Here is a 26504-nt window from a genome sequence, read left to right as displayed (position 1 = left end):
TTATTTATCTAAATACCTTAACTATTATACACTATTTTCAGTATTTGTCCAGTATTTTTTTATTTATATCAAATTTTATTAAACTTTGCAACCATTTTTTTAATTTTTTACAAATTTTTGTATAAATTCAATATTTTTTCCTTAACCTCATCTATATTTTTAGAAGTTGTATCTACTTCCACTGCATCTTCAGCTTTTTTTAAAGGTGCCTCTTCTCTTGTAGAATCAATTTTATCTCTCATCAATATATTTTGATAAATCTCTTCCAAAGAAACATTTTCTCCCTTTTCAGTCAATTCTTTATAACGTCTATTCGCTCTCTCTCTAGCATCCGCCACCAAGAAAACCTTTAAGTCGGCATTTGGAAAAACAACTGTTCCAATATCTCTTCCATCCAAAATAACATTTTTTGCCTTAGAAAATGCCCTTTGTAAATCAACCATTTTTATTCTTACTTCCTTAATAGCAGCTATTTTAGACACATTTTCCGAAACAATCGGCTTTCTAATTTCCTCACTCACATCAACACCATCTAGATAAAATCCATCCTCTCGAATATCAATCTCCAAATTATCAAGCAATTCATTTATTTTATCCAAATTTTCTAAATTTTCATCTAAGATACCCATTTTTAAAGCCTTTAAAGTTACAAGACGATACATTGCTCCAGTATCAAGATAAATTAAGTCTAAATCTTTCGCTACAAGTTTAGAAATCGTACTTTTTCCGCTCCCAGCAGGTCCATCAATTGCAATTATCATTTTTTCTCCTATTTTTTCTATTTTAAAATAATTTTATTGTTTAGTTTATTTAATTATATTTAAAAACTAATGAAACCCAATTATTCTTCTCATTTCTATCAATTTCAATTAAATTATGCTCTTTTGTTTTTCTTAAAAATTCCTCTTCTTTATCTTTTATTATCCCAGAAAAAATAATTGTCGCTCCTTTTTCTAGCGTTTTCTCAATATTTTCCAATAATTCTGTCAAAACATCAACCAAAATATTTGATACAACTAAATCATATTTTTCATTAATATCTTCAACCAAGTCACCAATTATAATTTCATAATTATCTTTTATATTATTTTTCTCAAAATTTTCAATTACAACATCTTTTACATTGCTATCAATATCAATTCCAACAACCTTTTCTACTCCTAGTATCTTACCGATTAACATCAAAATCCCTGAACCACAACCTATATCAAGCAATTTCTTCTTCCCTGGAACATATTTTTCTAAAAATTCCACACATAAAGCCGTTGTTTCATGAGTCCCGGTCCCAAAAGCCATTCCTGGATCAATTTCTATCACAGTTTCTCCTTCACTAGCTTCATAATCATCCCAACTAGGCTTAATTATTATATTATCTGTTATATTCACAGTATGAAAATATTTTTTCCACTCATCTTTCCAATCATCATCACTACATTCAGAAGTATAAATTTCATACATAAATTCTTCATCATCCAAAGAAAACTCTTTCAATTTATCAGAAATAATATTTAATTTTAGCTTAGAAAATCTATTGTTAACAATATAACCAATTATACTCCAAATTTCACTTTTTTTCTTGAAGTTAATATTGTAATCAAGAGAATTATCTGAAAAATAATCGATTACTTCTATTTGCTTAATTCCAATCTCTTCAAACATATTTATTAATTTTGATTTTGTCTCTTCTAATGTATTAGAAAAATAATCTATTTTTACTTTAATCCAATTCATTTTTACCTTCTCATTTCATAAATTTTCATTCTTACCTTTTTCTTAAACTTCATTGTATCCCATGTTTACTCTCTCTATAGAAATTGCTTTTCCAGTTTTTTCATCAATTTCTACTTCTATCCCATTTATTCTAGGATTTTCCTCACAAACAGAATATCTTGCTGGCATTCCATCTTTGAACTTTTGAATACTTTCTCGTCTATTCATTCCTAAAATTCCATCATGTCCACCAGTCATTCCAACATCAGAAATATAAGCAGTTCCTCCTGGTAAAATTCTCTCGTCAGCAGTTTGCGTATGAGTATGCGTACCGTAAACAACCGATACTTTTCCAGTCAAATTCCATCCCATCGCTTGTTTTTCAGAAGTCGCCTCACCATGAAAATCAAGAATTATAATATCTGTCTTCTCTTTTATTTCAGGTAAAACTTCCTCAACTGCTAAAAATGGACAAGCTATAGGTGGCATAAACACCTTTCCTTGCGCATTAATAACTGCTACTTTAATCCCATTTTTCTCAACTATCGTATACCCATTTCCTGGTGCACCTTTTGCAAAATTAAGTGGTCTAATCAAATTTTTGTGCTCATTTATATAAGGATAAATCTCTCTTTTATCCCAACTGTGATTCCCCAAAGTAATTACATCTGCACCTCTTTGAAAAAATTGTTCAGCTATTTTTATATTAATTCCAAAACCTCCAGCTGAATTTTCTCCATTTACAATTATAAAATCATAATTCTGTTTTCTTTTTTCTAAAAATTTAAACAAAATATTTCTACCTGGTTGTCCTACAATATCTCCTATTATTAATACTTTCATTTTTACTCACTTTCTAATTTTCTTTCCATCAATATTTTCAATGGTTTAAAACCTATTTTTTCATAAAATTTCTTTGCACCTTCGTTAAAATTCCAAACATGTAAAGTTATGCTCTGGCATCCATTATTTTTAGCTACCTCTGTCACAAAATTATACAATTTCGTTCCAATTTGCTGTCCTCTAGCACTTTCATCCACACAAAAATCATCTATATATAATACTTTTCTAGCAACTAAAGCATTCCCACCGCCTGTCTCTTCATATTGACACATGATGTATCCTAAAACCTCATCATTATCATCTGTATAAACGAAAACTGGTCTCATTTCATAATCTTCTATAAGATTTTTTAATTCATCATCACTAAGTTTTCTATCTCCAACCACAAATATATCTGGTCTTCCATCAGAATGAACTTTATGAATTTGGTACATCAATTTTCCTATTTTTTCTACATCTTTTTCTAATGCTTGTCTTATCATTTTCCTCCTTCCATTACTCTACTTTTATTATAATATTACATCTTTTATATTTAATAAAACATTAATAAATAATAATAAAACTGCCCTATTTAAAGACAGTTTATTATTTTTATTTATTTTGCGTATTCAACCGCTCTTGTTTCTCTTATTACAGTTACTCTAATTTGTCCTGGATATTGCATTTTTTCTTCAATTTCCTTAGCAACTTCCCTAGACAAAATCGTAGCTTTATCATCATCAATTTTATCTGGATGAACAATCAATCTCAATTCTCTTCCAGCTTGTATTGCATACGAGCTTTCAATTCCTTCATGACTATTTGCTATTTCCTCCAATTGTTCCAATCTCTTCAAATAATTAGACAATGTTTCTCTTCTAGCTCCTGGTCTTGATGCTGATATCGAGTCTGCAGCTTGAACTAACACAGCTTCAATACTCAATTGCTCTACTTCATTGTGATGCGCTTCTACAGCATTTATAACAATCTCATTTTCTTTAGAGAATTTTCTCAAGAATTCTCCACCATTTAAAGCATGCGATCCTTCTTGTTCATGAGAAAATGCCTTACCGATATCATGCAACAAAGCTGCTCTCTTAGCCACTTCCACATTAGCACCAACTTCTGCCGCAAGTGCCGTAGCAATATGTGCTACTTCAATTGAATGTTGTAAAATATTTTGTCCAAATGATGTTCTAAATTTCAATCTTCCTAATACTTTTAACACTTCTCTTGGCAATGTAGGAATTCCAACTTCTAAAATAGCTTGTTCTGCTGCATCTAAAATACTTTCATCAACTTCACCTTGAGCTTTTGCAACCACTTCTTCTATTTTAGTTGGATGAATTCTACCATCAGAAATTAATTTTTCTAATGCAATTCTAGCCACTTCTCTTCTAACACCATCAAATGATGATAAAACAACTGCTTCAGGCGTATCATCTATAATCAAATCCACTCCTGTAGCTGCTTCAATTGCTCTAATATTTCTTCCTTCTCTTCCAATTATTCTACCTTTCATCTCTTCACTTGGCAACTGAATAACTGAAATTGTCGAATCTATAACATAATCAGGAGCTGCTTTCCCAATAGCTGTAGAAATAATTCTCTTGGAAATTCTGTCTTTCTCTCTATCCAAATTATGCTCAAAATCTCTTATTAAAACTGCTTTATCATGATCTAATTCATTTTCCAATTTAGTAAGAATTATCTTAGCTGCATCTTCCTTCGTCAATTCTGATATTCTTTCTAACTCTTTCTCTTCCTTAGAAATCAATTCATTCAATTCATTTTCTTTTCTTGATAATTTTTCACGATGTCTTTCGATTTTGAATTCTTTTTCTTCTAATCTTTCTGTTTTTCCCTCTAAAATTTCTTCTTTTTTTACAATTCTTTCTTCTTTTAAAGCAATTTCAGATTTCATTTTTTTTATTTCTTCATCTGCTATTTTCTTTTCATTAAGCAGTTCTTCTTTTACTTTTAATGTTTCTTCTTTTCTAAACGATTCTATTTCTCTTTCAACTTCTTTTTTTGATGATTCCAATCTTCTTTTTGCATCAATTATTCTTAGCTCTAATTCACTCAATTCTCCATATTTCTTTTTAAAAATCGAGCTTCCAAAAAAATAAGCTATGAAAAAAGCTAAAAAAGAAAAAATAACAATCAACAATATAACTATTGATATGCTCATTTTTCTCCTTTCCTATTTTTTTTCAACTACATCAGCAATTTTCCAACTTCCATCATTAGAAATTTTCCAAGTTATTTTAAAATAATTACTCTCTGAACCATAATTTACTACCATTGTCCCTTTTGCCTTATCTTTTGAAATAACATCAATTTCTGAAAATACTAATGTTAAATTTGAAAGATTATATTGTTTAAGCTGTTTAACAACATATTTATTTTTTAATGTAGGTAAAAAAAAGTTTTCTAATTTATCATATTCATTTAAACTTGCAACTTCTTTTAATTCTTCGATTACAGTTGTAATCTCATTACTAATTTTACTAGTTTCCGTTACTGTAGTAGATGCATTTAATGATGTACAGCTCATAAAAATTAATAAAATTGGTAAAAATAAATATTTTTTCATCTATTTTCCCTCCAAAAAGTCTACCTTATAATTTTATCACACTTTTTTTTTATATTCAAGTCTGTGAATTAATTTTTTATTTTTTTCTCCATCTTTTATGTTGCCACATATACTGATCTGGATATTCTCTTATGATTTCTTCAAATTCATGGAAAATCTTTTGCATATTGTATTGCATTGTTTCTTTTAATTTTCCTTTTTTCTCTATTTCTAAAATTTTCTTATTTTTTATTTTAATTACATTGTCTTCAAACACTGCATAAGTCAAAATCAACGGAGTCTTATTTTTAAACCCTAATAAGGCAGGGCCAGTTACAGCTTCAACTGGTCTTCCAAAAAATTGAATCTCAACACCTGATCCATGATGATCTGAAGCCAATGCTATCATACATTTCTCTCCTAAAGCCTTATTCAAAGCATCTGTATCTTTCAATGGCAATGAATTAAGTCCTCCTTCTTCTCTCCATTTTGTCATCAAATCATTTAATTTCCTATTTTTCTGTCGTCTAAATACTGCATAAAATTTTCGAATATTTCGCATAACACTTCCAGCTTCAAATCCACCTAAATGTAACGAAACAATAATCACAGCTTTTTCTGAACGAGAACACGCCTCAAGCATCAATTCTTCATTTTCCACAATTGTATTCCCGTTTTTCGTAATTTCTTCCAAATAAATCGACGTCATTATCATTTTTCCCATCGTTTTATAAGAACCTTTTGCAATTTCAATAACTTCCTTCTCACTTTTTTCAGGAAATGCATTTTTAATATTATCAATCGTTAACTCTCTTCTTTTCTTTATCAAGTAATAAGCCAACAACCCTAAATTTTCAAAAAATTTATACCTCATTTTTAGCGGAATAAAAGATAGAATTTTTCTTATTCCAATCACTAAAAATCCTTGAATATTTTCACTAAATGTATATTTCATATCACAATCTCCAATTTTTCTAAATAATAAATATTCTCATAATAGTTCTTACTTGTTATGGTTATCTCTAAAAAGTATCTATTAAAATATTTATTTTTTAAAATTATAACATTTTTTTATAATTTCTTCTATAACTTTTATCAAATTTATATCAAAAAAAGCTACCTCAAATCGAGATAGCTTCAATTTACTTTTGCTATTTTCTGATTCCTAATCTTTCGATTAAGTTTCTGTAATCATCAACATTTCTATTTTTAATGTAGTTTAATAATCTTCTTCTTTTACCAACCATTTTTAATAATCCAACTCTTGAGTGAACATCTTTAAAATGAACTTTCAAGTGTCCTGTTAAATGGTTAATTCTTTCTGTTAATAAAGCTACTTGAACTTCTGCAGATCCAGTATCTTGTGCATTTTTTCCAAATTCTTCAATAATTTCTTGTTTTGATCTCATTGCCATTGTTTAATTTCCTCCTAATTATATATTATCCAATCCAAGAATATAGTGGCAACTTATATTCATAGATTAAATTACCTTTGTTATGATATCATAATTTACAGTTTTTGTAAAGAAAAAAGTTTTGGAAAGTTAGGAATTTTTCTTCACTTACTGTGCATTAGCCATCATATCTTTTACTTTCATTAATCTAGTTATACTTCCACGTTCATTTTCATCCAATTTCATTTGGATAAATCTTATTGTTTCTTTTAACTGAGGTATCGTTCTATATTCCAAAGCATTAACACGACGTCTTGTTTTTTCAACTTCATCCGCCATTAATTGACACGCTTTTTCAATTTCAGACAATTCTAATAACTCAGACATTACATTGCTTAATCCATCAATTGCATCATCCAAATCAGCTGATGTTTGAGCATACCCATAAGGATATATCGAACCTTCGGCACTTGTTTCATCTCTAATAAATTCCATTTTAGGAACATTAACACTCATAATATTTTTTTTAGTGATATTCACACTAATTTTTTCTTTTGGATATGCGATCGCATTTTCAAGCATTTCATCTGACATTACACCTCTCGCTAAAAGAAAATCTTTGAATGAATCTTGTAGTCTTACTTCAACTTTTTCACGCAACTTTTTATTTTGCTTAATCATTTCAATAAATTGTCTCATAAGCTCATCTTGTTTATCTTTTAACAATTTGTGCCCACTTGATGCTGTTTTCAAACGAATCTTTAACTTAGATAACTCCATCCTAGTAGGATTGACATTTAATCTTGCCATAATTATTCATCTCCTGCTGGTAGATATTTTTCCAAATATTCATCTCTAATTCTTTTTAATTCTGTTCTAGGTAATATTTTTAATAATTCCCAACCTAAGTTTAAAGTTTCTTCTATCGTTCTGTTTGTTTCAAATCCTTGAGCTACATATTTTTCTTCAAACGCATTCGTAAATTTAACAAACGCCTTATCTGTATCTGATAATGCAGATTCTCCTAGAATTACTGCTAATTCTTTTGCTTCTTTTCCTGTCGCATAAGCCGCAAATAATTGATTCATCGTATCTGCATGATCTTCTCTAGTTTTATTTTTACCTATCCCTTTATCTTTCAATCTTGAAAGTGACGGCAATACATCAATTGGTGGCATCAAGTTTTGTTTATACAATTCCCTTGATAAAATAATCTGCCCTTCTGTTATATATCCAGTCAAATCTGGAATTGGATGCGTTTTATCATCTTCTGGCATTGTTAATATTGGTATTTGTGTTATTGAACCTTCTCTACCTTTAATTCTTCCTGCTCTTTCATATAAAGTTGATAAATCGGTATACAAGTATCCTGGATATCCTCTTCTTCCTGGAACTTCTTTTCTAGCTGCTGATACTTCCCTCAACGCTTCACAATAGTTAGTCAAATCTGTTAAAATTACTAACACGTGCATACCTTTTTCAAATGCTAAATATTCTGCACACGTAAGTGCCATTCTTGGTGTTGCAATTCTTTCAATTGCTGGATCATTAGCTAAGTTCATAAATAATACAGTTCTATCAATTGCTCCTGTTTTTTTGAAGTCATCAATAAAGAATTGTGCTTCTTCAAAAGTTATCCCAATCGCACCAAATACAACCGCAAATTTTGAATCAGTACCAAGTACTCTGGCTTGTCTAGCTATTTGTGCTGCTAAGTCAGCATGTGGCATCCCTGAACCAGAGAATATTGGTAATTTTTGTCCTCTAACCAATGTATTCAATCCGTCAATTGCAGAAATTCCTGTTTGAATAAACTCTGAAGGGTAATCTCTGGAAACTGGATTAATCGCAGTTCCTTCAATATCTAATGTTTTTTCTGGAATAATTTTTGGACCATTATCTTTTGGTCTACCCATTCCATCAAATACTCTTCCTATCATATCTTCAGATACACCCAATGATAAAGGTCTTCCTAAAAATCTAACTTTTGAATCTTTCAAATTTAATCCAGCAGAGTTTTCAAATAATTGAACCATTGCTTTATCTCCATTTACTTCAAGGACCCTACCTCTTCTTAATTCTCCAGTTTGAGTTTCAATATCAACTAATTCATAATATTTTATTCCTTCAACACCTTCAACTACCATCAAAGGTCCTACTACTTCAGTTATAGTTTTGTATTCCTTAAGCATCTAATGCACCTCCTTTTGCTATAAGATCATCTATTGCATTTTCTAATTCTTTTCCAATTTCATCAATTTTGAATAATTCATCTTCTGGTAAGTATTTAGCTCTCGCTATTCTATCTCTTACTTCAAGTGAAGCAATTTCATTCAAATATGCTCCATGTTCTAATCCTCTATTACCTTCATCATAGAATTTTAAAACTAAAGCTAGCATTTTTTCTTGTTTTTCTAATGAAGTATATGTATCAGATTCCATAAATGCATTTTGTTGTAAATAATCTTCTCTTATTGATTTAGCTACTTCTAATTTCAATTGATCTTTTTCAGATAAAGTATCTTTACCAACCAATCTTACAATTTCTTGTAAACTATTTTCTTCTTGTAATAAAGCCATCGCTCTAGCTCTATTTTTTGAGAATGCTGGACCTATATTTTTATCCATCCATCCATCAACTTTTGTTTGATACAATGTATACGAATTCAACCAGTTAATTGCTGGGAAATGTCTTCTGTAAGCCAAGTTTGCATCTAATCCCCAGAACACTTTAACAATTCTCAATGTTGCTTGCGAAACTGGTTCTGAAATATCTCCACCTGGAGGAGAAACCGCACCAATAACTGTTAATGCTCCTTCTCTTTCATCTTTTCCTAAACAAACAACGTGTCCAGCTCTTTCATAAAACTCAGCTGCTCTTGAACCTAAGTATGCTGGATATCCTTCATCTCCTGGCATTTCTTCAAGTCTTCCTGACATTTCTCTTAATGCCTCTGCCCATCTTGATGTAGAATCAGCCATTATTGCTACTGAATATCCCATATCCCTAAAGTACTCAGCAATTGTAATTCCAGTATAAATACTCGCTTCCCTTGCCGCAACTGGCATATTTGAAGTATTTGCAATTAATACTGTTCTTTTCATTAATGATTCTCCAGTTTTAGGATCTATTATTTCAGGGAATTCCATAAGAACGTCTGTCATCTCATTTCCACGTTCTCCACATCCTACATAAACAATTATTTGAGCATCTGCCCATTTTGCCATTTGGTGTTGCACTACTGTTTTTCCTGATCCGAATGGTCCTGGTACACAGGCAGTTCCACCTTTTGTTACTGGGAAAAATGTATCGATGACTCTTTGTCCTGTTATTAATGGTGCTTCTGGATTCAATTTTTTAGCATATTTTCTACCTCTTCTTACAGGCCATTTTTGCATCATTTGTACTTCCACATCACCTTTTGGAGTTTCAATTACAGCAACTGTTTCAACTACCGTAAAACTTCCTTTTTTAATAAATTTTATTGTTCCTTTTACACCGTATGGAATCATAATTTTATGATTAACCACTGCTGTTTCTTGAACAGTTCCTATTATATCTCCAGCTTCAACTTTATCTCCTACTGAGGCTACTGGTTCAAAATCCCATTTTTTCTCTCTATTTAATGAAGGTACTTCTACCCCTTTATTCAAAAAGTCTCCTGCTTTTTCCTGGAATTCCTTCAAAGGTCTTTGAATCCCATCAAACATAGCTTCTAGCAACCCTGGTCCCAACTCAACACTAAGAGGTTCTCCAGTCGAATAAACTGGTTCTCCAGGTCCTATACCTACAGTTTCTTCATAAACCTGTATAGAAGCCCTGTCTCCTCTCATTTCAATTATTTCTCCAATCAGTTTACTATCGGATACTTTTACAACGTCATATACATTTGCTTCATCCATACCTTCAGCAACAACTAAAGGTCCTGAAACTTTTATTATTTTTCCTACTTTCAAGAATATCTGCTCCTTTCCACATTAGAATATGTTCGATCCTATTGCTTTTTCAACATATTCATCTATTTTACTCAATCCAATACCTAAACTTCCTTGGTTATTTGGTATCAATATAATCGCTGGTGTTAATTCTTTATTATATCTCTCAACAGTTTCTTCTACTAATGCGGCTACTTGTTCAGTAACAAATATTATACCATATTTCTCATTAGCCAAACTATCAATTCTTTTTCTTGCTTCTTCTTTAGTCACGACTGGATACACATCTACACCTAAAGCCTTAAAAGCTAAAATAGAATCTTTATCTCCTACTACACCTACTTTATGCATATGTCTCACGCAGCCTTCCTTTTATTTTATCAGAACTAATATTATTTATTTTACTAACCATTATCATTCTTAACGCATTAATTTCTCTTTCTTTTGCAACTAAGTATGTAAATAATGGTTCAGGCCCAAATACTACATATTTAGACTCTTTATTTAGCTCCATCAAATAATTATCACTTATTTTCTCAAATTCTGATAATCTCTTACTTTCATTGAATGCTTCCACACCTTCCACTAAAAATGCACCTAATTTTTCTCTTCTAAAATTTTGTGCTATAACTTCTGGCGTATCATTCAATGAAGCAACAATTTTATTTTTAGGAATTGTTCCACCTTCATGAACAACTGTTTCTAAAAATTTCATATCTCTATGTTGTTTTTTCACTCTAAACAAAGTTATTATATTTTGAAAATCAACAAGTCCTTCAACATAATTAGTTATTAAAGGCACATTGACCTTTCTTGCAATACGAAGTAAATTTATATAATAGTATTTATCTACTATAATATCTATTCTTTGTGGATCTTTTTTCTCATCAAAATCTTTTTCTACCTCGTTAATTGCTTTAGAAAACTCATCTGGAAATTCACTATAATGTTTCGTATCAAATCTTAATTTTAATTTATCTGCTTTCTGAGTACCTGCATCCATCAACAAATACGAAAAATCATTCCCAGACAATCTTCCTTTTAATAATACTTTTAGATTATGATAATCATATTTTAAAGAAAGTATGTCAACTATTTCAGTATCATTACTTAATTCTCTAACTAGATTAAACACTCTTTCAGTTTCTCTTTTCAATATCACTTCATAATCTTGAGCATTTTGAATATCAGACATATTTTGAGAATATTCTGTATCTCCCAATAATTTTAATACTTCTTCGGGAGTTTCAGCATCAATCATTCTATCTAGCTTATTTTTAGTCAAAAGTTTTTTTTCTAAAACTCTAACCGTTACGACACTACGTCCGTAATCCATTCTATTCATTTAATATCTCCCTTACTCTTATGAATTCTTATGAAAAAAGAAGTTGAGAAATTTGAACTTCTAAATCATCTCTCATAAATTCTAATTTAACTTCAAATGTATAATTTTCTTGAACTCCATTTTCTTCCAAAATAAATCCTGAATTTACAAATTCTTTTTCAGAAATATTTGCATTTGGAAATTCTTTTTTTACTTTTCTTAAAAATTCTTTTTTAACAATTAACTTTTGATTTTTATTTAAAGAAGAATTATCTAGATTTTTTTTCATGTAATCTATATATTCTGCTTCATTCATATTTAAAAGTTTTTCTCTCAATCTATTGATTACTTTATCAATAACTTGTTGTTTTGCTTTTAATTTTTCATTTCTTATTTTCAAGCTAGCACCTGATTTTATTCTTTCTACAGCTAAATCTCTATCTCTAACTGCACTTTCCTCCAATGATGCTTTTTGAGAATTATACTTTCCAATTTCTTTTTTATATTTTTCAGCTGCCGTTTTTTGAGCTGCTTTCACTATTTCATCTGCTTTGATTTTTGCATCATTTAATATTTTTGATGTTAAATTATCCAAATTAGACATTTCTTCACATCCTTTCAATTTTAATTATTTAAATGATACTCCAGATAATAACATAATTGATACAACGAATGCTAATAACGCATAAGTTTCAACCATTACGGCATAAATAATCCCTTTTGTTGATTGTTCTTCATTTTTTGCTAATAAGCTAATACCTGATGCTGCTACTCTTCCTTGTGCTACTGCTGAACCATATCCTGCAATTGCAATTGGTAAACAAGCCATCAAAATATATACACCTTCTGCAAAACTCATATTTACATTCAATCTACCTAAAACCATCAATCCAATAACGAAACCATACAATCCTTGTGTACCTGGTAACAATTGTAATACTAACGATTTACCAAATTTTTCTGGTTCTTCAATCATTAATCCTGATGCTACTTCCCCTACTATTCCTACTCCTTTGGCTGATCCCCAACCTGCTAAAAACGTTGCTAACGCTGCTCCTAAAGCTGCAAAAAGTACTCCTCCATGTTGTGCTAATACACCTGATACATTATTCATTTTTTTCCTCCTAAAATTTATATTTTTTATTTATTTTTTCAAATATTTAACTAAATTTAATTAATCTTCTATATTTATATATTTACTATCTGTTCTAAAGTCTCTAAATGGTTTTCCTCCACCTTCATAAAACTTACCAAAAAATTCTACATACATAAGTCTTGAAGTATGAACATATCCACCTAAGAACGATAAGAACATATTAAAGAAATGTCCACATACAAATATAATCGGAACAAATATTAATCCAATCCATGAACCTGATACCATTCCAATAATCATATTAATTGCTTGAGCTATAAATCCTCCAGAAAGTCCTAAAGCCATCAATCTCGAATACGATACAAAATCTCCAACATAACTTGAGATTCCATAAAGGCTATACAATCCGCCTCCTAATTTCGCTCCAACACTTTTAGCTTCTCTTCCACCAGTCAATACAATTCCAATCATTCCAATTACAGCAATAATTCCTGAAACTGTAGCAACAGTCGGATTTAAGTTTGTCATCTTAAACAATAAGTAAAGCATTCCTCCAGTTAGTGTCATATACCAAAATAGTACATCATACACAGCTTCCATTGGTTTTTTCGCTTTTATTAACAAATATGCTTTTAACGCCAATCCAAAGAAAATATGCACTATTCCAAATAACACAGAACCAACTAATAATTTGTTATAATCTTTTCCAGGATCTATAAGTCCTTTTACTAATGGCAATCCAAAATAAGAACCATAAATCAATCCCCAAATTATAACTGAAAAACTTAAATAGAAAAAGAATTTTACAAATAATCTATTACTTTTATTTAAATTCATACATTTCAATACAAATAAAGTTCCTAGTAATAATACTAATCCATATCCAACATCTGCTCCCATCATTCCAAAGAACACTATATAAAACGGTGTTAAGAATGGTGTTGGATCAATTTCATTATATTTAGGATATGCATACATTCCTGTTAAACTTTCAAATGCACTTGCAATTTTCCCATTTTTTAATTTTATCGGTACTTCAGAATCATCTCTATCTGCTTCCTGTGTCTTCAAATAGTAATTATCTCCCACTTCCGATTTAATAGTTTTTTCAAATACACTTAACTTACCAGTTGGAACCCAACCTTTTATAACACAAGTTTTCTCAGTTTGTGCTAAATTCTCCATAGTTTCTATTCTAAGTTTTTTATTTCTTAAATACTCATAAATAGCTTCTAAGTGTGGTAAGTCATCGAGATAATTTTTAATTTCTTTTTTTAATCCTCTTTTAGTAACCTTTAATTGCTCAATTTCTTTTTTAATATCTGAAATATAACTATTTGGTTCTTTATCAATATTCAATTCTGCCAAACTAAAACTACTATTTCTAAAAACTTCATCTAATTTTTCTTTTTCTTCATTAGATTTATCTGAAATAACTAAATAATAAACATCTTCTTTCGTTATTTTTAATTCTTCGTAATAAGTATATTTTAACTCGCTAATTTTATCAATAAACGAATTTTTTAATTTAATAGGAATACTCCCTAAATAACTTGTTACATTTTTTAATTTCTTCAATTCTTGAGGATTTATATCCAATCTATTCCAAATTGAAAGATCTTCAATTTCTGAATATTTTTTAGAAATTTTTGATTTTACATTTGAGTATCTTACTCCCAAATCTTTTAAATTATATGCTACTGTTTTCCAATCATATGTTCGAGCTTTTTCTGATAACTCATTAAAAGTATAGTTATCATTCCCTCTCATAATTGCTTTTAAACTTTTATCTACTGGATGATATTTTTGTAAAAGCTGAATAGCTGTATCTACCGTTGTTAAACGTTCATCTATTCTAGTCAATTCCTCATTATTATTTACTTTTTTCAATAAAATTGTTTCATCTTCTTTTTCTTCAATCTGAATATCATCAAATTCTACTTCTTTAAATTGTTGTAAACTTTTTAGAAGTGGGGCTTTTTGTGAAGCAAAAGCAATTAAATTAAATTTACTCATTTTTACTATTGACATTATTTCACAACCCTCTCTCTTAATATATTTGCTATTTCGTCAATTTTTTTATTATCGACATTCAATATATCTTTTATATTTTCCTCTTCTTTAGCAAGGAGAATATCTACAGATTTATTAGCTTCTTCAACTGTTTTTTCTTTCAATTGTTTCAATTCAGTTTTTAAATCTGAAATTATTTTATTACCATCTTCTTTAATCTTTTGATCAGTTTCTTTTGCAATATTTTTAGATTCTTCACTGGCTTTTAATATAATTTCATCAGCTTCTTTTTCTGCTTTTTGTATCTTTTTTAAAACTTCTTCTGCCAAGATTTATACCTCCTTCTAACAAATTTGAATTTTACTAATTATCATTTAATTTATCAAAAAAATAATATGACAAAAAAATGACTAATCAGTCATAAAAATAATACCACTTTTTTATAATTCTGTCAAGAATTATATCTTTGAAAATGTCTTAAGTTTTAAGAATTTAATTGAATTTATTACAATTTCTTGAATTCTAATTTTTTCTAAAAAAAGACGATAGCCTAAAGTCATTTTCATAACAACCTTAATCTATCGTATTTTCATTTACTTATCTAATCTAATATATTTTAATGAATTCTTTTCAACAAAACCTTGTCTTATAGCTTCTTCTTTTTTTTGTGCGAAATCATTTTTTGATATAGTTTCATTTTCAAGATTTTCTACATTAGTTTTTAATTCATTTAATTCTTTTTGTTTAGCATTTTTTTCTCTACCTAATTTATCTACACCATTAGACGCATTAGTCATAATCATTGCAGCAACCACTACTATCATTATGTAGAAAACTCCAATTATTACTTTCGTTCTATTAAAACCATTAACATTTTTAGTAACTTTTCTCTTTTTTATTTTTGATGTTGACCAATCATTTGAAAATGTATTGTAATTTTGAGATACATTATTTGTAGTTGTTTTTGGAATATCGGGAAAATCCATCATTTGTAATTTTTTCTTTCTTGTACCACTACTCATCCCTTTATTCACCCCTTTCAAATATTCTTAATTTTGCCGAATGTGCTCTATTATTCATTTCTAACTCCTCTTTTTTTGCAACTATCGGTTTTCTCGTTATTACTTTACCTAAACTTTTTTTATTACACACGCATATTGGTATGTCTGAAGGACATGTACATGGATTCTCAAATTCTCTGAATTTTTCCTTTACTATACGATCTTCCAAAGAATGAAATGTAATAACCAATAACCTTCCTTTTGGATTTAATAAATTAATTGCCTTATCTAAAGTTTCTGTTAGTACTTCTAACTCTTTATTTACAAATATCCTAATTGCTTGAAAAGTCCTTTTAGCAGGATGTCTCTTCATGCTTTTTCCTATAGATTTTATAACAATATCTGCTAATTCAGTAGTTGTTTCAATATCTTTATTTTTTCTATATTCAACTATATTTCTAGCAATTCTTCTAGATTTTGGCTCTTCTCCATATTTATAAATGATATCTGCTATTTCCTTTTCAGAAAATTTATTTACAACATCGTAAGCACTAACCTCTAATTCTTTGTTCATTCTCATATCAAGTTTTGCTTCAAATCTATATGAAAATCCTCTTTCAACATTGTCCAATTGATTGGACGAAACTCCTATATCCATTAAAATTCTATCTACTTTATCATATCCAGCTAAATAAATCACAGTGTCTAAATTTTTAAAATTATCTTGAAACATCTCTAATTTATCTTTATAATCTTTCAATCTCTCTTTTGAAAAATTAATTGCTTCTATATCTTGATCTATCCCTATAACTTTAGAATCTGCTGAAGAATTTTTTAAAATTCCTTCCGTATGTCCGCCACCACCTAAAGTACAATCTACATAAACAGCTCTTCCGTCAGTTATTATATTTTCAATTGTTTCATCATACAAAACGGGCTTATGGTAATCCACTTAAGACCTCCTTCCTTTCTTTTATTCTATATTCTATCTATAAATATTTGACTACCGTATTAATTATAATAAGTATTGTACCATAAGTTTAATTTTTTGTAAACGTAAAACACGATAAAACTGTATTTTTTTATAAAAACATTAATAATAAACAATTTCTTTTCCAATCTTTTCAGAAATTTCTTCCCCCAAAAGTTCTTTAATTAAAGCTAACCCAAAATCTATAGCTGTTCCTGCTCCTCTACTTGTAATAATATTCCCATCTTTAACAACTGCTTCTCTAGTCAAAATAGCTTTCCCTTGTTCTAAATCAGGTTCACATGCTGGAAAACAGATTGCTTTTCTATTTTCCAATATTCCTAACGAAGCCAACACAGTCGGTGCTGCACAAATCGCTCCAACTTTTTTATTTTCAGCAAACTTTTTTACTATTTCTAAAACTTCTTTAGATTCGAAATAATTTTTTGTCCCAGGTCCCCCAGGTAAAACTACCATTTCATATTCATCAAAATTCACATCTTTTATTATTTTATCTGCCAATACAGTAATCTTACGAGAACTTACTACTTCTTTTTCCTGATTTATAGAAATCGTATTAACTTCAATATTAGCTCTTCTCATCAAATCTACTGGTGCCAATGCCTCTAATTCTTCAAATCCATTAGTTAAAAATAACGCAACTTTTTTTCTTTCCATATTTATTCTCCTCTTAAAATCTAATTTCATAAAAGCAAGAAGACCTGAAAAAATCAGGTCTTATATTTATTTACTTTAAATTATAACAATTTTTCTAATACTTCTGCTGGTGTATCTTGTTGTAAGATAATATCTCTATATTTTTGAGCTTCTGCATAACTACTGCTTCTAATAATTTTCTTAACTTGTAATGTTGATGAAGCACTCATACTGAATGAATCAAGTCCCATTCCTAATAATAATTTAGTAGCCTTTTTATCTCCAGCAAATTCTCCACACATACTTACACTAATACCTGCATTATGTGCTGCGTCAATTACTTTTTGAATAGCTTCTAATACTGCTGGGTTAAATGAGTTATATAAAGCTGATACCATTTCATTTCCTCTATCTACAGCCAAGAAATATTGAGTTAAATCGTTAGTTCCAATTGAGAAGAAATCTACTTCTTTAGCGAATTTGTAAGCTATAATTGCTGTTGATGGAGTTTCAACCATTATTCCAACTTTTATATTTCTATCGAACAATTGACCAATTTCATCTAATTCATTTTTACATTCTTCTAAAATTTCATTAGCTTTTCTTATTTCATTAACAGAACTTATCATTGGATACATAATTTTTATTTGACCATAATGAGACGCTCTTAAGATTGCTTTCAATTGTGTTTTGAACATATCTTTATTTTCTAATGAAATTCTGATTGCTCTATATCCTAAGAATGGGTTCATTTCTTTTGGTAAGTCTAAATAAGGTAATTCTTTATCTCCACCGATATCCATTGTTCTTATTGTAACTGGTTTTCCTTGCATTTTTTGAACTACAACTTTATATGCTTCATATTGTTCTTCTTCTGTTGGGAAGTGATCAGAGTTCATAAATAAGAATTCTGTTCTATATAATCCAATTCCAGTTGCTCCTGAAGCTATTACAGCATCAACATCATTAGGACTTCCGATATTCCCCCAAATATCTACTTTTCTTCCATCAGTTGTAACTGCTTCTTCTGAAATTAATTTTTTCAATTCTTCTTTTTCTGCAGCTAATTTTTCTTTTTTAGCAACATATTCTGCAATTAATTCTGGTGAAGGATCTAAGAATAATTCTCCTTCTTCTCCATCCATAATTACTGTTTCTCCTTCTTTCACTTCATTAAGAACACCTTTAATTCCAACTACTGCAGGTAATTCCAATGATCTAGCCATTATAGCTGAGTGAGCTGTTTTTCCACCAACTTCAGTCAAGAAACCAACACAATTTTCTAAATCTAATTGAGCTGTATCTGATGGTGTCAAATCATAAGTTACAACTACTGTATTAGGCTCTAAGTCACTTAAATCTTTTATTCTAATACCTAATAAGTTTTTCAACCATCTTTTACCTATATCTTGTAAATCTGCAGCTCTTTCTCTTAAATAAGGATCATCTAATTTTGATATCATTTCACAATATTCATTAATTCCATCATGTAAAGCTTTTGCTGCTGGTAATCCTTCACCTTTAATTTTATCTTCTACTTCCATGATCAAATCTTCATCTTCAAGAAGCATTATATGACCATCAAAAATCGCTGCTTTATCTTCACCCATTTTTTCTTTTACTTTTTCTCTAATAGCAATTAGTTGAGTTTTTGATTTTTTTAAACCATCTTCTAATTTTGTTAATTCTGCTTCAATTGTTGAATTTTCATCTTTTACTTCTGGTATAATCATTTCCTCTTCTGTAAAAAGTAATACTTTCCCTATAGCTACTCCTTCTGAAGCTCCAATTCCTGTTAATCTTTTCATATTCTTCTCCTCTATATATAATATTTTATAAAAAACAAATTTATTTAGAATATCAATTATTTCCGCTTAGATTTTATACTATCTCTAAACAATTTTACTATCTCACCTTTTCCAAAATCAGTTGCCATATCCATTGCATCTCCTCCATGATTATCTTTCTGCATTGGATTTGCTCCATATTTTAATAATAACTTCACTATTTCTGTATTCGATTTTAAAGTTGCATCTTGAAGTGCATTCCAACCATCATATTGACTCTTAATATTGATTAATCGAGGATTTTTTTTCAATAATAGCTCTGCTGCTTCCAAATTTTCATAATAGGCAGCTGTTCCTAACACAGTCCTATTTAAAATTGGATGCTTAACTCTTAAATCTGCATTATTTTCTAAAAATATTTTAACTAAATCATTATTATTAGATTCAATCGCAACAACTAAAGGTGTATATCCATCTAGGCTTTTTTCATTAACATTGATTAATTCTTTTCGTCCTATCAAGGTATATATGTCATCATCTAACGGACCATAAACTTCACTTCTATTTATTTTAGTTTCATTAGGTGACTTTCTTAGTGTATTTTCTCTTAAATCCATCCTATAAATAACATATTTATTATTTTTTTTCCTAATCGCATTGAATAATAATTTTAATTCATTCTCTTTTTCATCTATTTCCTTTTTTAAAGTAACTAATTCCAAATCTCTAGTGTATGAAAATAAACTTTGTAGTTGTATAAAGAATAAACAAAAAATTATCAATTTTACTGAAAAAAAAATAAACCTATTTCTTAATTTTAGACATCTCATATCTTACCTCACTATAATTATACCACATGATTTTGAAAGTGTAAATATTTTGTGATTTTTTTTTCACAACAAATATAAAAAATACATAATTTGTTAATTATTTAAATTTACAAAACATTTATATTTTTTATGAATCTTTAGTGAACTACTCTGATTTTTGGAAGTTGGAGACTTCTTACTACCTTCCTATTAAATCAATTTACACTAAATAAACAATGAACTCTCCATTTTTACAGTTTATCAAGTTTCATTTAAATCACTACCTTAAAAAACTTTCATTTGGAGAGTTCTCAATTAATTTCTATATTTTACATTCTCTTCTTACTAAATCTTTTTGCTTTTTAAAAAATAATTTATCTTTTTTATCAATCAAAAATAAACTTTTTAAAAATTATTTCATAAAATCTGGAATATCTATTTTTTTCTCTTTCTTTTCCACATTTTCTTCTTGCTGTTTTGGAGTATCTCCATTATCAAAATCATCTGAATTATTCGAATCATCTGAATTATCTTCATCTGAACTTTCAGGATCTTCAGAATTTTCTTTTTCTTTTTTTAAATCTTCAACGATATCTTCTTCTAATTTTATTATATCTTGCTGATTTTCTTCAATTTCTGTCTTCAATTCTTCTGTTTCTTTTGTATTATCTTGTTCTTCAACAATTTCATCTACTTCTTCAACAGTTTCCAATATTTTTTCTTGAAATTGTTGCTCATCTTTCTTTTCTGAAATTTGTGCTTCTTCAGCTAAAATATCTTCAAATGTAGCTCCTGCAATTATTTTTCTTACAGCTTCTCCTGTTATAGTTTCTTTTTTCAATAATAACTGTGCTACATTTTCAAGTTTTTCTCTATTTTCTCTTAAAGTATTTAAAGTTTTTAAATACTCATCTGTTAATATTTTTCTGATTTCTAAATCAATTTCTCTAACAGTTTCATCACTTTTATTCGTAGTAAATGAGAATTCTTCTTCAGAATTTTCAAAATTTATAGGTCCTAAATTTTTACTCATTCCAACTCTTTCAACATATGTTCTTGCTAATTGAGTTGCTCGTTTTATATCAGAATATGCTCCTGTACTAATATCTTCTAACACTAATTCTTCTGCAGCTCTACCACCGAATAAAACTTTAATTTCAGCTAAAATTTCTCTACTTGTTGTAACTAATTTTTCTTCAGGAAGCGGCATCATAAATCCACCTGCATCTCCTCTTGGAATAATTGTTACTTTATGCACTGGATCTGCTCCTGGTGTTAACTCTGTCATTACAGCATGTCCTGCTTCATGATATGCCAACAATCTTTTTTCTTCTGGTTTAATAATCTTACCTTTTTGACCAAGACCCATTCCAATTTTATCTACTGCTTCATCTAAATCTTCCATTGTAATTGTGTCAGAAGATCTTCTAGCTGCTAAAATTGCTGCTTCATTTAATAAGTTTGCAATATCTGCTCCAACAAATCCTGGAGTTATTTTCGCAATATCTTCTAATCTTACATCAGCTGCAAGTTTTTTATTTCTAGAATGAACCTTTAAAATAGCGATTCTACCTTGTAAATCAGGTGCATCAACAGTTACTCTTCTATCAAATCTACCTGCTCTTAATAATGCAGAATCTAACACATCTTCTCTATTTGTAGCAGCTAAAACTATAACTTTTGTATCAGTATCAAATCCATCCATTTCAACTAATAATTGATTTAAAGTTTGTTCTCTTTCATCATTACTTCCACTATTTTTCCCAGCACTTCTTCTTCTACCGATAGCATCAATTTCATCTATAAAAATAATTGATGGAGTAGATTTTTTAGCTTTTTCAAACAAGTCTCTTACTCTTGAAGCTCCAACTCCGACAAACATTTCTACAAATTCAGATCCTGAAATACTAAAGAACGATGCTCCTGATTCTCCAGCTACTGCTTTTGCTAGTAATGTTTTTCCAGTACCAGGTCTTCCTAATAATAAAACTCCTTTTGGAACTCTTGCTCCAGCTTTTGTATATTTTTCTGGATTTTTTAAGAAATCTACAACTTCTTTTAATTCTTCTTTAGCTCCATCTACACCAGCAACATCATCAAATTTAACATCTGGTTTTTTATCCATTTTATCAGCACGAGACTTACCAAATCCAAACATATTTCCAGGTCCGCCTTGAGAACCATCCATCATTTTTTTAGCAAGATAAACCATTAGTCCAATCATTAACACCATTGGTAATAAATTAATTAAAAGTGCCATAAATAATCCACTTCCTGATGGTGGTAAAGATGTAACTTTTACTTTGTTATTAGCTATTGCTTGGACAATTATTGGGTCATTTCCCACTCTTTCAGTTATCTTTTTTGTGTAATAATACACATCTTGATTTCCTTCTCTAACTTTCGAAAGTAATCTGTCATCTTTTTCTTGAATTTCACTAAAACTTCCATCTTTAATTTTATTTACAAATTCACTATACGTTATATTTTTCTTTGGTTGAAAATACTCTTGTATTGACCCATAGAAAATAAATGTAAACGCTATTAATATAATTGTAAAAAATACTAATGGTGATCCAAATGGTGATTTATTACCGTCATCTTTTGAATCATTTTTTCTGTTATTTTCTTTTCGTAACTCTTCTAATCTTCTTTTTATATCATTTCTGTTTTTATCTTCCATCTTTCCTCCCTATTATCAATATTCTTTTCTCTTTTCCTAACATATTAAATTCTACTTTTTTCAAAAATTTAGAACTCTTTATATTTAAAACTAATAAGATTTCTCTCTTATCTCCATCCTCCACATCATTGATATTTTCAATAATTGGAATTTTATCACGCTCCCACTTAGGTATCTTTTCATCTATTAGAATTTTTTTTATTTTTTGATGTTCAGAATTTTTACCTAATATTGTATCTCCAGCTTTTCTACTTCTAACGACTAATTTACCTATTTCTAAATCTGATTCTATCTCATAATAATTATATTCTTGACTATTTTTTTTCAAAAATTCTTTTTCAAAAATTTCAAAATTTTCATACAATATTATCTCGTAATTATACCACTCAACACTTTGATTTTTCTTAATAATCACTTCAATATTATAATCTTTTTTTTCTTCTTTTTCAACTACTTTTAATTGCCCATATTTTTTTTGCAAAATTTTACCATTTCCCAAATAAAATTCCTTCGAACCCTTTGAATCTATCAATCCATTTTTATTAAAAATAATTTCATAAATTTTATTAATTTTCTCTCTTGAAATCTCTTTAACACCTTCATTTTCAAGATATCGAACGAACTTATCCTTCGATATGCTCACTTCAACATTTTGAACTTTCACATTTTTATCTCTATCATTTATTTCTAAAATCAAATTATTAATCTTGTCTTTAAATCTCGGATTTATTTGGATAAATTTAGGAAAAACCTCATTCCTAATAAAATTCCTCGTATAATCAATTTCATTATTTGTATAATCAATAATAAATTTTTGATTCAATTCTTCTAAAAAATTAACAATATTTTTTTTTTCAAATTGTAATATCGGTCTAATTATATTCTTTCTAACTCTCGGTATCCCTTTCAACCCTCTAATAGACGTTCCTCTCAAAAGCCTAAAAATAAAGGTCTCCACATTATCATCTAAATTATGACCTGTTGCTATTTTCGTAAATCCTTCTTTTTGAAAAACCTTTTCCAATGCTTCGTATCTCAATTCTCTAGCCGCTAACTCGATGGATTTCTTCATTTTTTTTGAATGACTATTCACATCAACGCTTTCAATATACAATTTTACATCATTTTTTTTAGAAAAATCCTTCACAAAATTTAAATCATTATCAACATCTGATCGCAAATTATGATTTACATACATTAATGCTAATTCAAGATTGTACTCACTTTTCAAATAACTCAATAAATAAAATAGAAATACTGAATCTGGTCCACCAGAAAAAGCAATTAATATTTTATCATTTTTTTTTATAATTTCTTCTCTTTTTAAATTTTTTAGTTGCTTTGAAAATCTTTTAAAATCCAGCATTTTTCTTCCCTATTCCTAAAATTATTTTAATTGCCCACTTTCTCTTCTCTTTTTCAGATGTTCTTCGTGAGTCTTCGAATAATAAGTCTTTCCTCTATAAGTAAAGAAAAATAAGTCATCGCCTCCAACAGCATCTTCAACAATTTTTACTGTTTCATAAGGTGGATTTCCAATTGGAGTTGGTGGTAACCCTTTTGTTTTATACGAATTATATGGTGTGTTTGTATTTTTCAATTCACCTCTTAACGCTTGTCTTCCCAATTCATATTTCAATGTCGCATCCGATTCCAATCTCATTCCTTTTTCTAAACGTTTTTTAAATAATCCTGCAACTTTAGATTTATCAGCATTATTTGGAACTTCAGCTTCTACAATAGATGCCAATTTCAAATTATTATAAAATTCTGCTTTATTTGGATATTTTTCTGGAGGAAATTTCTTCAAAAATTCATTTAAGATAGTTTTTACTACTTGTTCAGTCGTTACATTTTCATTAAAAATATAAGTTTCTGGATAAAAATATCCTTCAAAATTATTTCCTTCATGTGGATACGGAAAATCTACGGTTTTCAATACATTCTCTATTTCTTCTCTTGAACCTAATCCCAACGCATCCATTCTTTCATATATTTGTTTTGTTGTAAATCCTTCAGGAATCGTCAATCTTATTCCATTAGTTTCACTATTTTTTATTTTTCTAATAATTTCATATTTTGAAAACTTCCCATCAAATTTATAAGTTCCAATTTTTAAATTTGTATTTTTACCTTTTGTTTTCAAATACAATCTATCCATTATCCCATAATTTAATTTCAACTCTTTATAAATTTGTTGAAATGTTGTTCCTTTTTTTACATTTACATGCACATTTTTATACTCTTTTTTCCCAATAAAAAAACTTAAAAAGAACATTAGAAACATCATTAAAAGTATAAAAATAACAATATTCGATATTTTAAGTAATTTTTTCATAACTCTCCAATACATTTTTATTATTTATTTTTAGATTTTTTTTCTTTAATTTTTTTTGTTTTTGATTTTATACCCGTATCTATTTGAAAGAATTTCTCTGGATCCGCATTAATTTCTTCTTCAATCAATCTTGCTCTTTCCTGTTCAATATACTCTTTCCTTGATTTTTCAATTTCATCATTTCTCAATGTAGTATCATATTCTACATCTTTCAAATTTGGAATCACTTTTAAGATTGATTCGTACTCAGACTTTTCATTTCCTTCCAAATCTACATCATCGTCTGGCTCTCTTGAAAACACTCTAACAACTCCTGTATCTTGATACCTTATAACCATGTATTTGTATTTTCTATCAAAAAAAAGAATTTCATTTTTAAAGCTCTTAAATAATTTAGCCTCTGTACTTAAATAAACTTTCCCTCTCTCTTCTTTAATCCAAGCTCTTTCATTATTTTCAACCCAAATTTGGTTCGCTGGAATAAAATAATCTCTTGTAATTCTGTAACCATTCATTTCTTGTGCAAAATTATATCTTACATTTTGAAAATTTGCTTCTTGAGGATCTGTTGTTTTTATCAAATACCAAGTTCCATAAGATGCTGGTACATAAAATTTCAATGTCGGATTAACTTTTTCATCTATTTTCCTAATAAATTTATCAAGTTTATTAATTACCTTATTTTCTTTTTTTACTTCTTTTACATCTGTATCGTCTTCATCTAAATAGATGTATCCTGCTTCTCTTTCTTCATTATTACTTTCTTCAAGATAATCATTCCTGCTTGATTCATCTTTTTTATTAATAATTATTTCAACCTTTACTGCTTCATCTGAAATTTTCTTTTTTTTATTACTATTTTCAGCTAATAAAACGTTTGAAATCAAAATAAAAATTAATAAATTAATTATTTTATTTTTTCTCAAAATTATCACCTTTTTAATATAATTTTTTACAATTATAACACACATACAATTTTTTATAAAGTAGTATTTTTCTAGTGATATAATAAAAATTTCAATATCTCTTATTGAATTGCTGATAAAATAAAAAAAATATAACCAAGACGATTATTAATAGAATTTATAAATAAAAAAGCAAGACCTTCATATCTTGCTCTATTATTATTCAACTGTTGTTTCTTCTTCAGTTGCTAAAATTTGTCTACCTCTATATACTCCTGTTTTTAAATTTAATCTATGAGGTCTTCTTACTGTTCCATCAGCTTCTACGATAATGCTTGGAGCAGAAATTGAATCATGAGATCTTCTCATATTTCTTTTTGCTTTTGAAGTTCTTTTCTTAGGTACTGCCATTGTTTACCGACTCCTTTCCAATAATTGGTATGTAATAAGTAAGCATATTTATGCAATTTGCTTTCTTTAAAAT

27 protein-coding genes are annotated in these 26504 nt (G+C 28.7%); all 27 read right to left on the bottom strand.

Going from position 1 to position 26504, the window contains the following annotated elements; translation table 11 throughout:
• Positions 1 to 107 precede the first annotated feature (107 nt).
• Positions 108 to 761, bottom strand: a complete 654-nt coding sequence (gene cmk, locus J4863_RS03270; RefSeq protein ID WP_211619036.1) for a (d)CMP kinase — start codon at positions 759 to 761, stop codon at positions 108 to 110.
• A 49-nt stretch (positions 762 to 810) separates the two neighbouring features.
• Positions 811 to 1731, bottom strand: a complete 921-nt coding sequence (prmA, locus tag J4863_RS03265) for a 50S ribosomal protein L11 methyltransferase (protein ID WP_211619035.1) — start codon at positions 1729 to 1731, stop codon at positions 811 to 813.
• Positions 1732 to 1773: 42 nt separating this feature from the next.
• A complete protein-coding gene (locus tag J4863_RS03260) occupies positions 1774 to 2553 on the bottom strand; it encodes a TIGR00282 family metallophosphoesterase (protein WP_211619034.1) in 780 nt (259 codons plus the stop codon).
• Between the two features lie 2 nt (positions 2554 to 2555).
• Positions 2556 to 3035: an N-acetyltransferase gene (locus J4863_RS03255; RefSeq protein ID WP_211619033.1), complete on the bottom strand. Its 480-nt coding sequence runs from the start codon at positions 3033 to 3035 to the stop codon at positions 2556 to 2558.
• Between the two features lie 113 nt (positions 3036 to 3148).
• Positions 3149 to 4723, bottom strand: a complete 1575-nt coding sequence (gene rny, locus J4863_RS03250) for a ribonuclease Y (protein ID WP_211619032.1) — start codon at positions 4721 to 4723, stop codon at positions 3149 to 3151.
• 12 nt (positions 4724 to 4735) lie between these two features.
• A complete protein-coding gene (locus tag J4863_RS03245) occupies positions 4736 to 5128 on the bottom strand; it encodes a hypothetical protein (protein ID WP_211619031.1) in 393 nt (130 codons plus the stop codon).
• Positions 5129 to 5204: 76 nt separating this feature from the next.
• Positions 5205 to 6062, bottom strand: a complete 858-nt coding sequence (locus J4863_RS03240) for a lysophospholipid acyltransferase family protein (protein WP_211619030.1) — start codon at positions 6060 to 6062, stop codon at positions 5205 to 5207.
• Positions 6063 to 6258: 196 nt separating this feature from the next.
• The gene (gene rpsO, locus J4863_RS03235) at positions 6259 to 6522 is read right to left on the bottom strand and encodes a 30S ribosomal protein S15 (protein ID WP_211619029.1); all 264 of its coding nucleotides are present in this window, start codon (positions 6520 to 6522) and stop codon (positions 6259 to 6261) included.
• 147 nt (positions 6523 to 6669) lie between these two features.
• Entirely contained in the window at positions 6670 to 7311 is a 642-nt protein-coding gene (locus J4863_RS03230; RefSeq protein WP_211619028.1) for a V-type ATP synthase subunit D, read from the bottom strand.
• 2 nt (positions 7312 to 7313) lie between these two features.
• Complete coding sequence (locus J4863_RS03225; RefSeq protein ID WP_211619027.1) at positions 7314 to 8693, bottom strand: V-type ATP synthase subunit B; 1380 nt, start codon at positions 8691 to 8693, stop codon at positions 7314 to 7316.
• On the bottom strand, positions 8686 to 10458 hold the full coding sequence (locus J4863_RS03220; RefSeq protein ID WP_211619026.1) for a V-type ATP synthase subunit A: 1773 nt from the start codon (positions 10456 to 10458) through the stop codon (positions 8686 to 8688). Before J4863_RS03220 ends, J4863_RS03225 begins: the two co-directional genes overlap by 8 nt.
• 21 nt (positions 10459 to 10479) lie before the next feature.
• Entirely contained in the window at positions 10480 to 10788 is a 309-nt protein-coding gene (locus tag J4863_RS03215; protein WP_211619025.1) for a V-type ATP synthase subunit F, read from the bottom strand.
• Positions 10781 to 11782, bottom strand: a complete 1002-nt coding sequence (locus J4863_RS03210) for a V-type ATP synthase subunit C (protein ID WP_211619024.1) — start codon at positions 11780 to 11782, stop codon at positions 10781 to 10783. Before J4863_RS03210 ends, J4863_RS03215 begins: the two co-directional genes overlap by 8 nt.
• A 28-nt stretch (positions 11783 to 11810) precedes the next feature.
• Positions 11811 to 12365 carry a V-type ATP synthase subunit E gene (locus J4863_RS03205; RefSeq protein ID WP_211619023.1) on the bottom strand — a complete coding sequence of 185 codons (555 nt, stop codon included), beginning with the start codon at positions 12363 to 12365 and terminating at the stop codon, positions 11811 to 11813.
• A gap of 24 nt (positions 12366 to 12389) precedes the next feature.
• Complete coding sequence (locus J4863_RS03200) at positions 12390 to 12875, bottom strand: V-type ATP synthase subunit K (RefSeq protein WP_211619022.1); 486 nt, start codon at positions 12873 to 12875, stop codon at positions 12390 to 12392.
• 60 nt (positions 12876 to 12935) lie between these two features.
• Positions 12936 to 14888 (bottom strand): V-type ATP synthase subunit I, encoded by a 1953-nt coding sequence (locus tag J4863_RS03195; RefSeq protein WP_211619021.1) that lies wholly within the window; start codon positions 14886 to 14888, stop codon positions 12936 to 12938.
• Positions 14888 to 15199 (bottom strand): hypothetical protein, encoded by a 312-nt coding sequence (locus J4863_RS03190; protein ID WP_211619020.1) that lies wholly within the window; start codon positions 15197 to 15199, stop codon positions 14888 to 14890. Before J4863_RS03190 ends, J4863_RS03195 begins: the two co-directional genes overlap by 1 nt.
• Before the next feature lie 264 nt (positions 15200 to 15463).
• On the bottom strand, positions 15464 to 15892 hold the full coding sequence (locus tag J4863_RS03185; protein WP_211619019.1) for a hypothetical protein: 429 nt from the start codon (positions 15890 to 15892) through the stop codon (positions 15464 to 15466).
• Positions 15893 to 15896: 4 nt separating this feature from the next.
• Positions 15897 to 16823, bottom strand: coding sequence for a 16S rRNA (cytosine(1402)-N(4))-methyltransferase RsmH (gene rsmH / locus J4863_RS03180; RefSeq protein WP_211619018.1), 927 nt, complete (start codon positions 16821 to 16823; stop codon positions 15897 to 15899).
• Positions 16824 to 16964: 141 nt separating this feature from the next.
• Positions 16965 to 17519 carry a DJ-1 family glyoxalase III gene (locus J4863_RS03175; protein ID WP_211619017.1) on the bottom strand — a complete coding sequence of 185 codons (555 nt, stop codon included), beginning with the start codon at positions 17517 to 17519 and terminating at the stop codon, positions 16965 to 16967.
• An 80-nt stretch (positions 17520 to 17599) separates the two neighbouring features.
• Positions 17600 to 19306 (bottom strand): phosphoenolpyruvate--protein phosphotransferase, encoded by a 1707-nt coding sequence (gene ptsP / locus J4863_RS03170; protein WP_211619016.1) that lies wholly within the window; start codon positions 19304 to 19306, stop codon positions 17600 to 17602.
• 56 nt (positions 19307 to 19362) lie between these two features.
• A complete protein-coding gene (locus tag J4863_RS03165) occupies positions 19363 to 20007 on the bottom strand; it encodes an ankyrin repeat domain-containing protein (RefSeq protein WP_249111567.1) in 645 nt (214 codons plus the stop codon).
• A 499-nt stretch (positions 20008 to 20506) separates the two neighbouring features.
• Positions 20507 to 22777, bottom strand: a complete 2271-nt coding sequence (ftsH, locus tag J4863_RS03160; RefSeq protein ID WP_211619014.1) for an ATP-dependent zinc metalloprotease FtsH — start codon at positions 22775 to 22777, stop codon at positions 20507 to 20509.
• The gene (gene tilS, locus J4863_RS03155; RefSeq protein WP_211619013.1) at positions 22767 to 24143 is read right to left on the bottom strand and encodes a tRNA lysidine(34) synthetase TilS; all 1377 of its coding nucleotides are present in this window, start codon (positions 24141 to 24143) and stop codon (positions 22767 to 22769) included. Before tilS ends, ftsH begins: the two co-directional genes overlap by 11 nt.
• Positions 24144 to 24164: 21 nt before the next feature.
• Positions 24165 to 25115, bottom strand: a complete 951-nt coding sequence (gene mltG / locus J4863_RS03150; RefSeq protein WP_211619012.1) for an endolytic transglycosylase MltG — start codon at positions 25113 to 25115, stop codon at positions 24165 to 24167.
• Positions 25116 to 25135: 20 nt separating this feature from the next.
• Complete coding sequence (locus J4863_RS03145; RefSeq protein ID WP_211619011.1) at positions 25136 to 26041, bottom strand: hypothetical protein; 906 nt, start codon at positions 26039 to 26041, stop codon at positions 25136 to 25138.
• A 198-nt stretch (positions 26042 to 26239) separates the two neighbouring features.
• The gene (gene rpmF / locus J4863_RS03140) at positions 26240 to 26431 is read right to left on the bottom strand and encodes a 50S ribosomal protein L32 (RefSeq protein ID WP_211619010.1); all 192 of its coding nucleotides are present in this window, start codon (positions 26429 to 26431) and stop codon (positions 26240 to 26242) included.
• Between the last annotated feature and the right edge of the window lie 73 nt (positions 26432 to 26504).

This window comes from Leptotrichia sp. oral taxon 221 (genome assembly GCF_018128245.1).
GTDB lineage: Bacteria > Fusobacteriota > Fusobacteriia > Fusobacteriales > Leptotrichiaceae > JABCPH02.
This window is presented reverse-complemented; position numbering and strand designations above follow the sequence as displayed.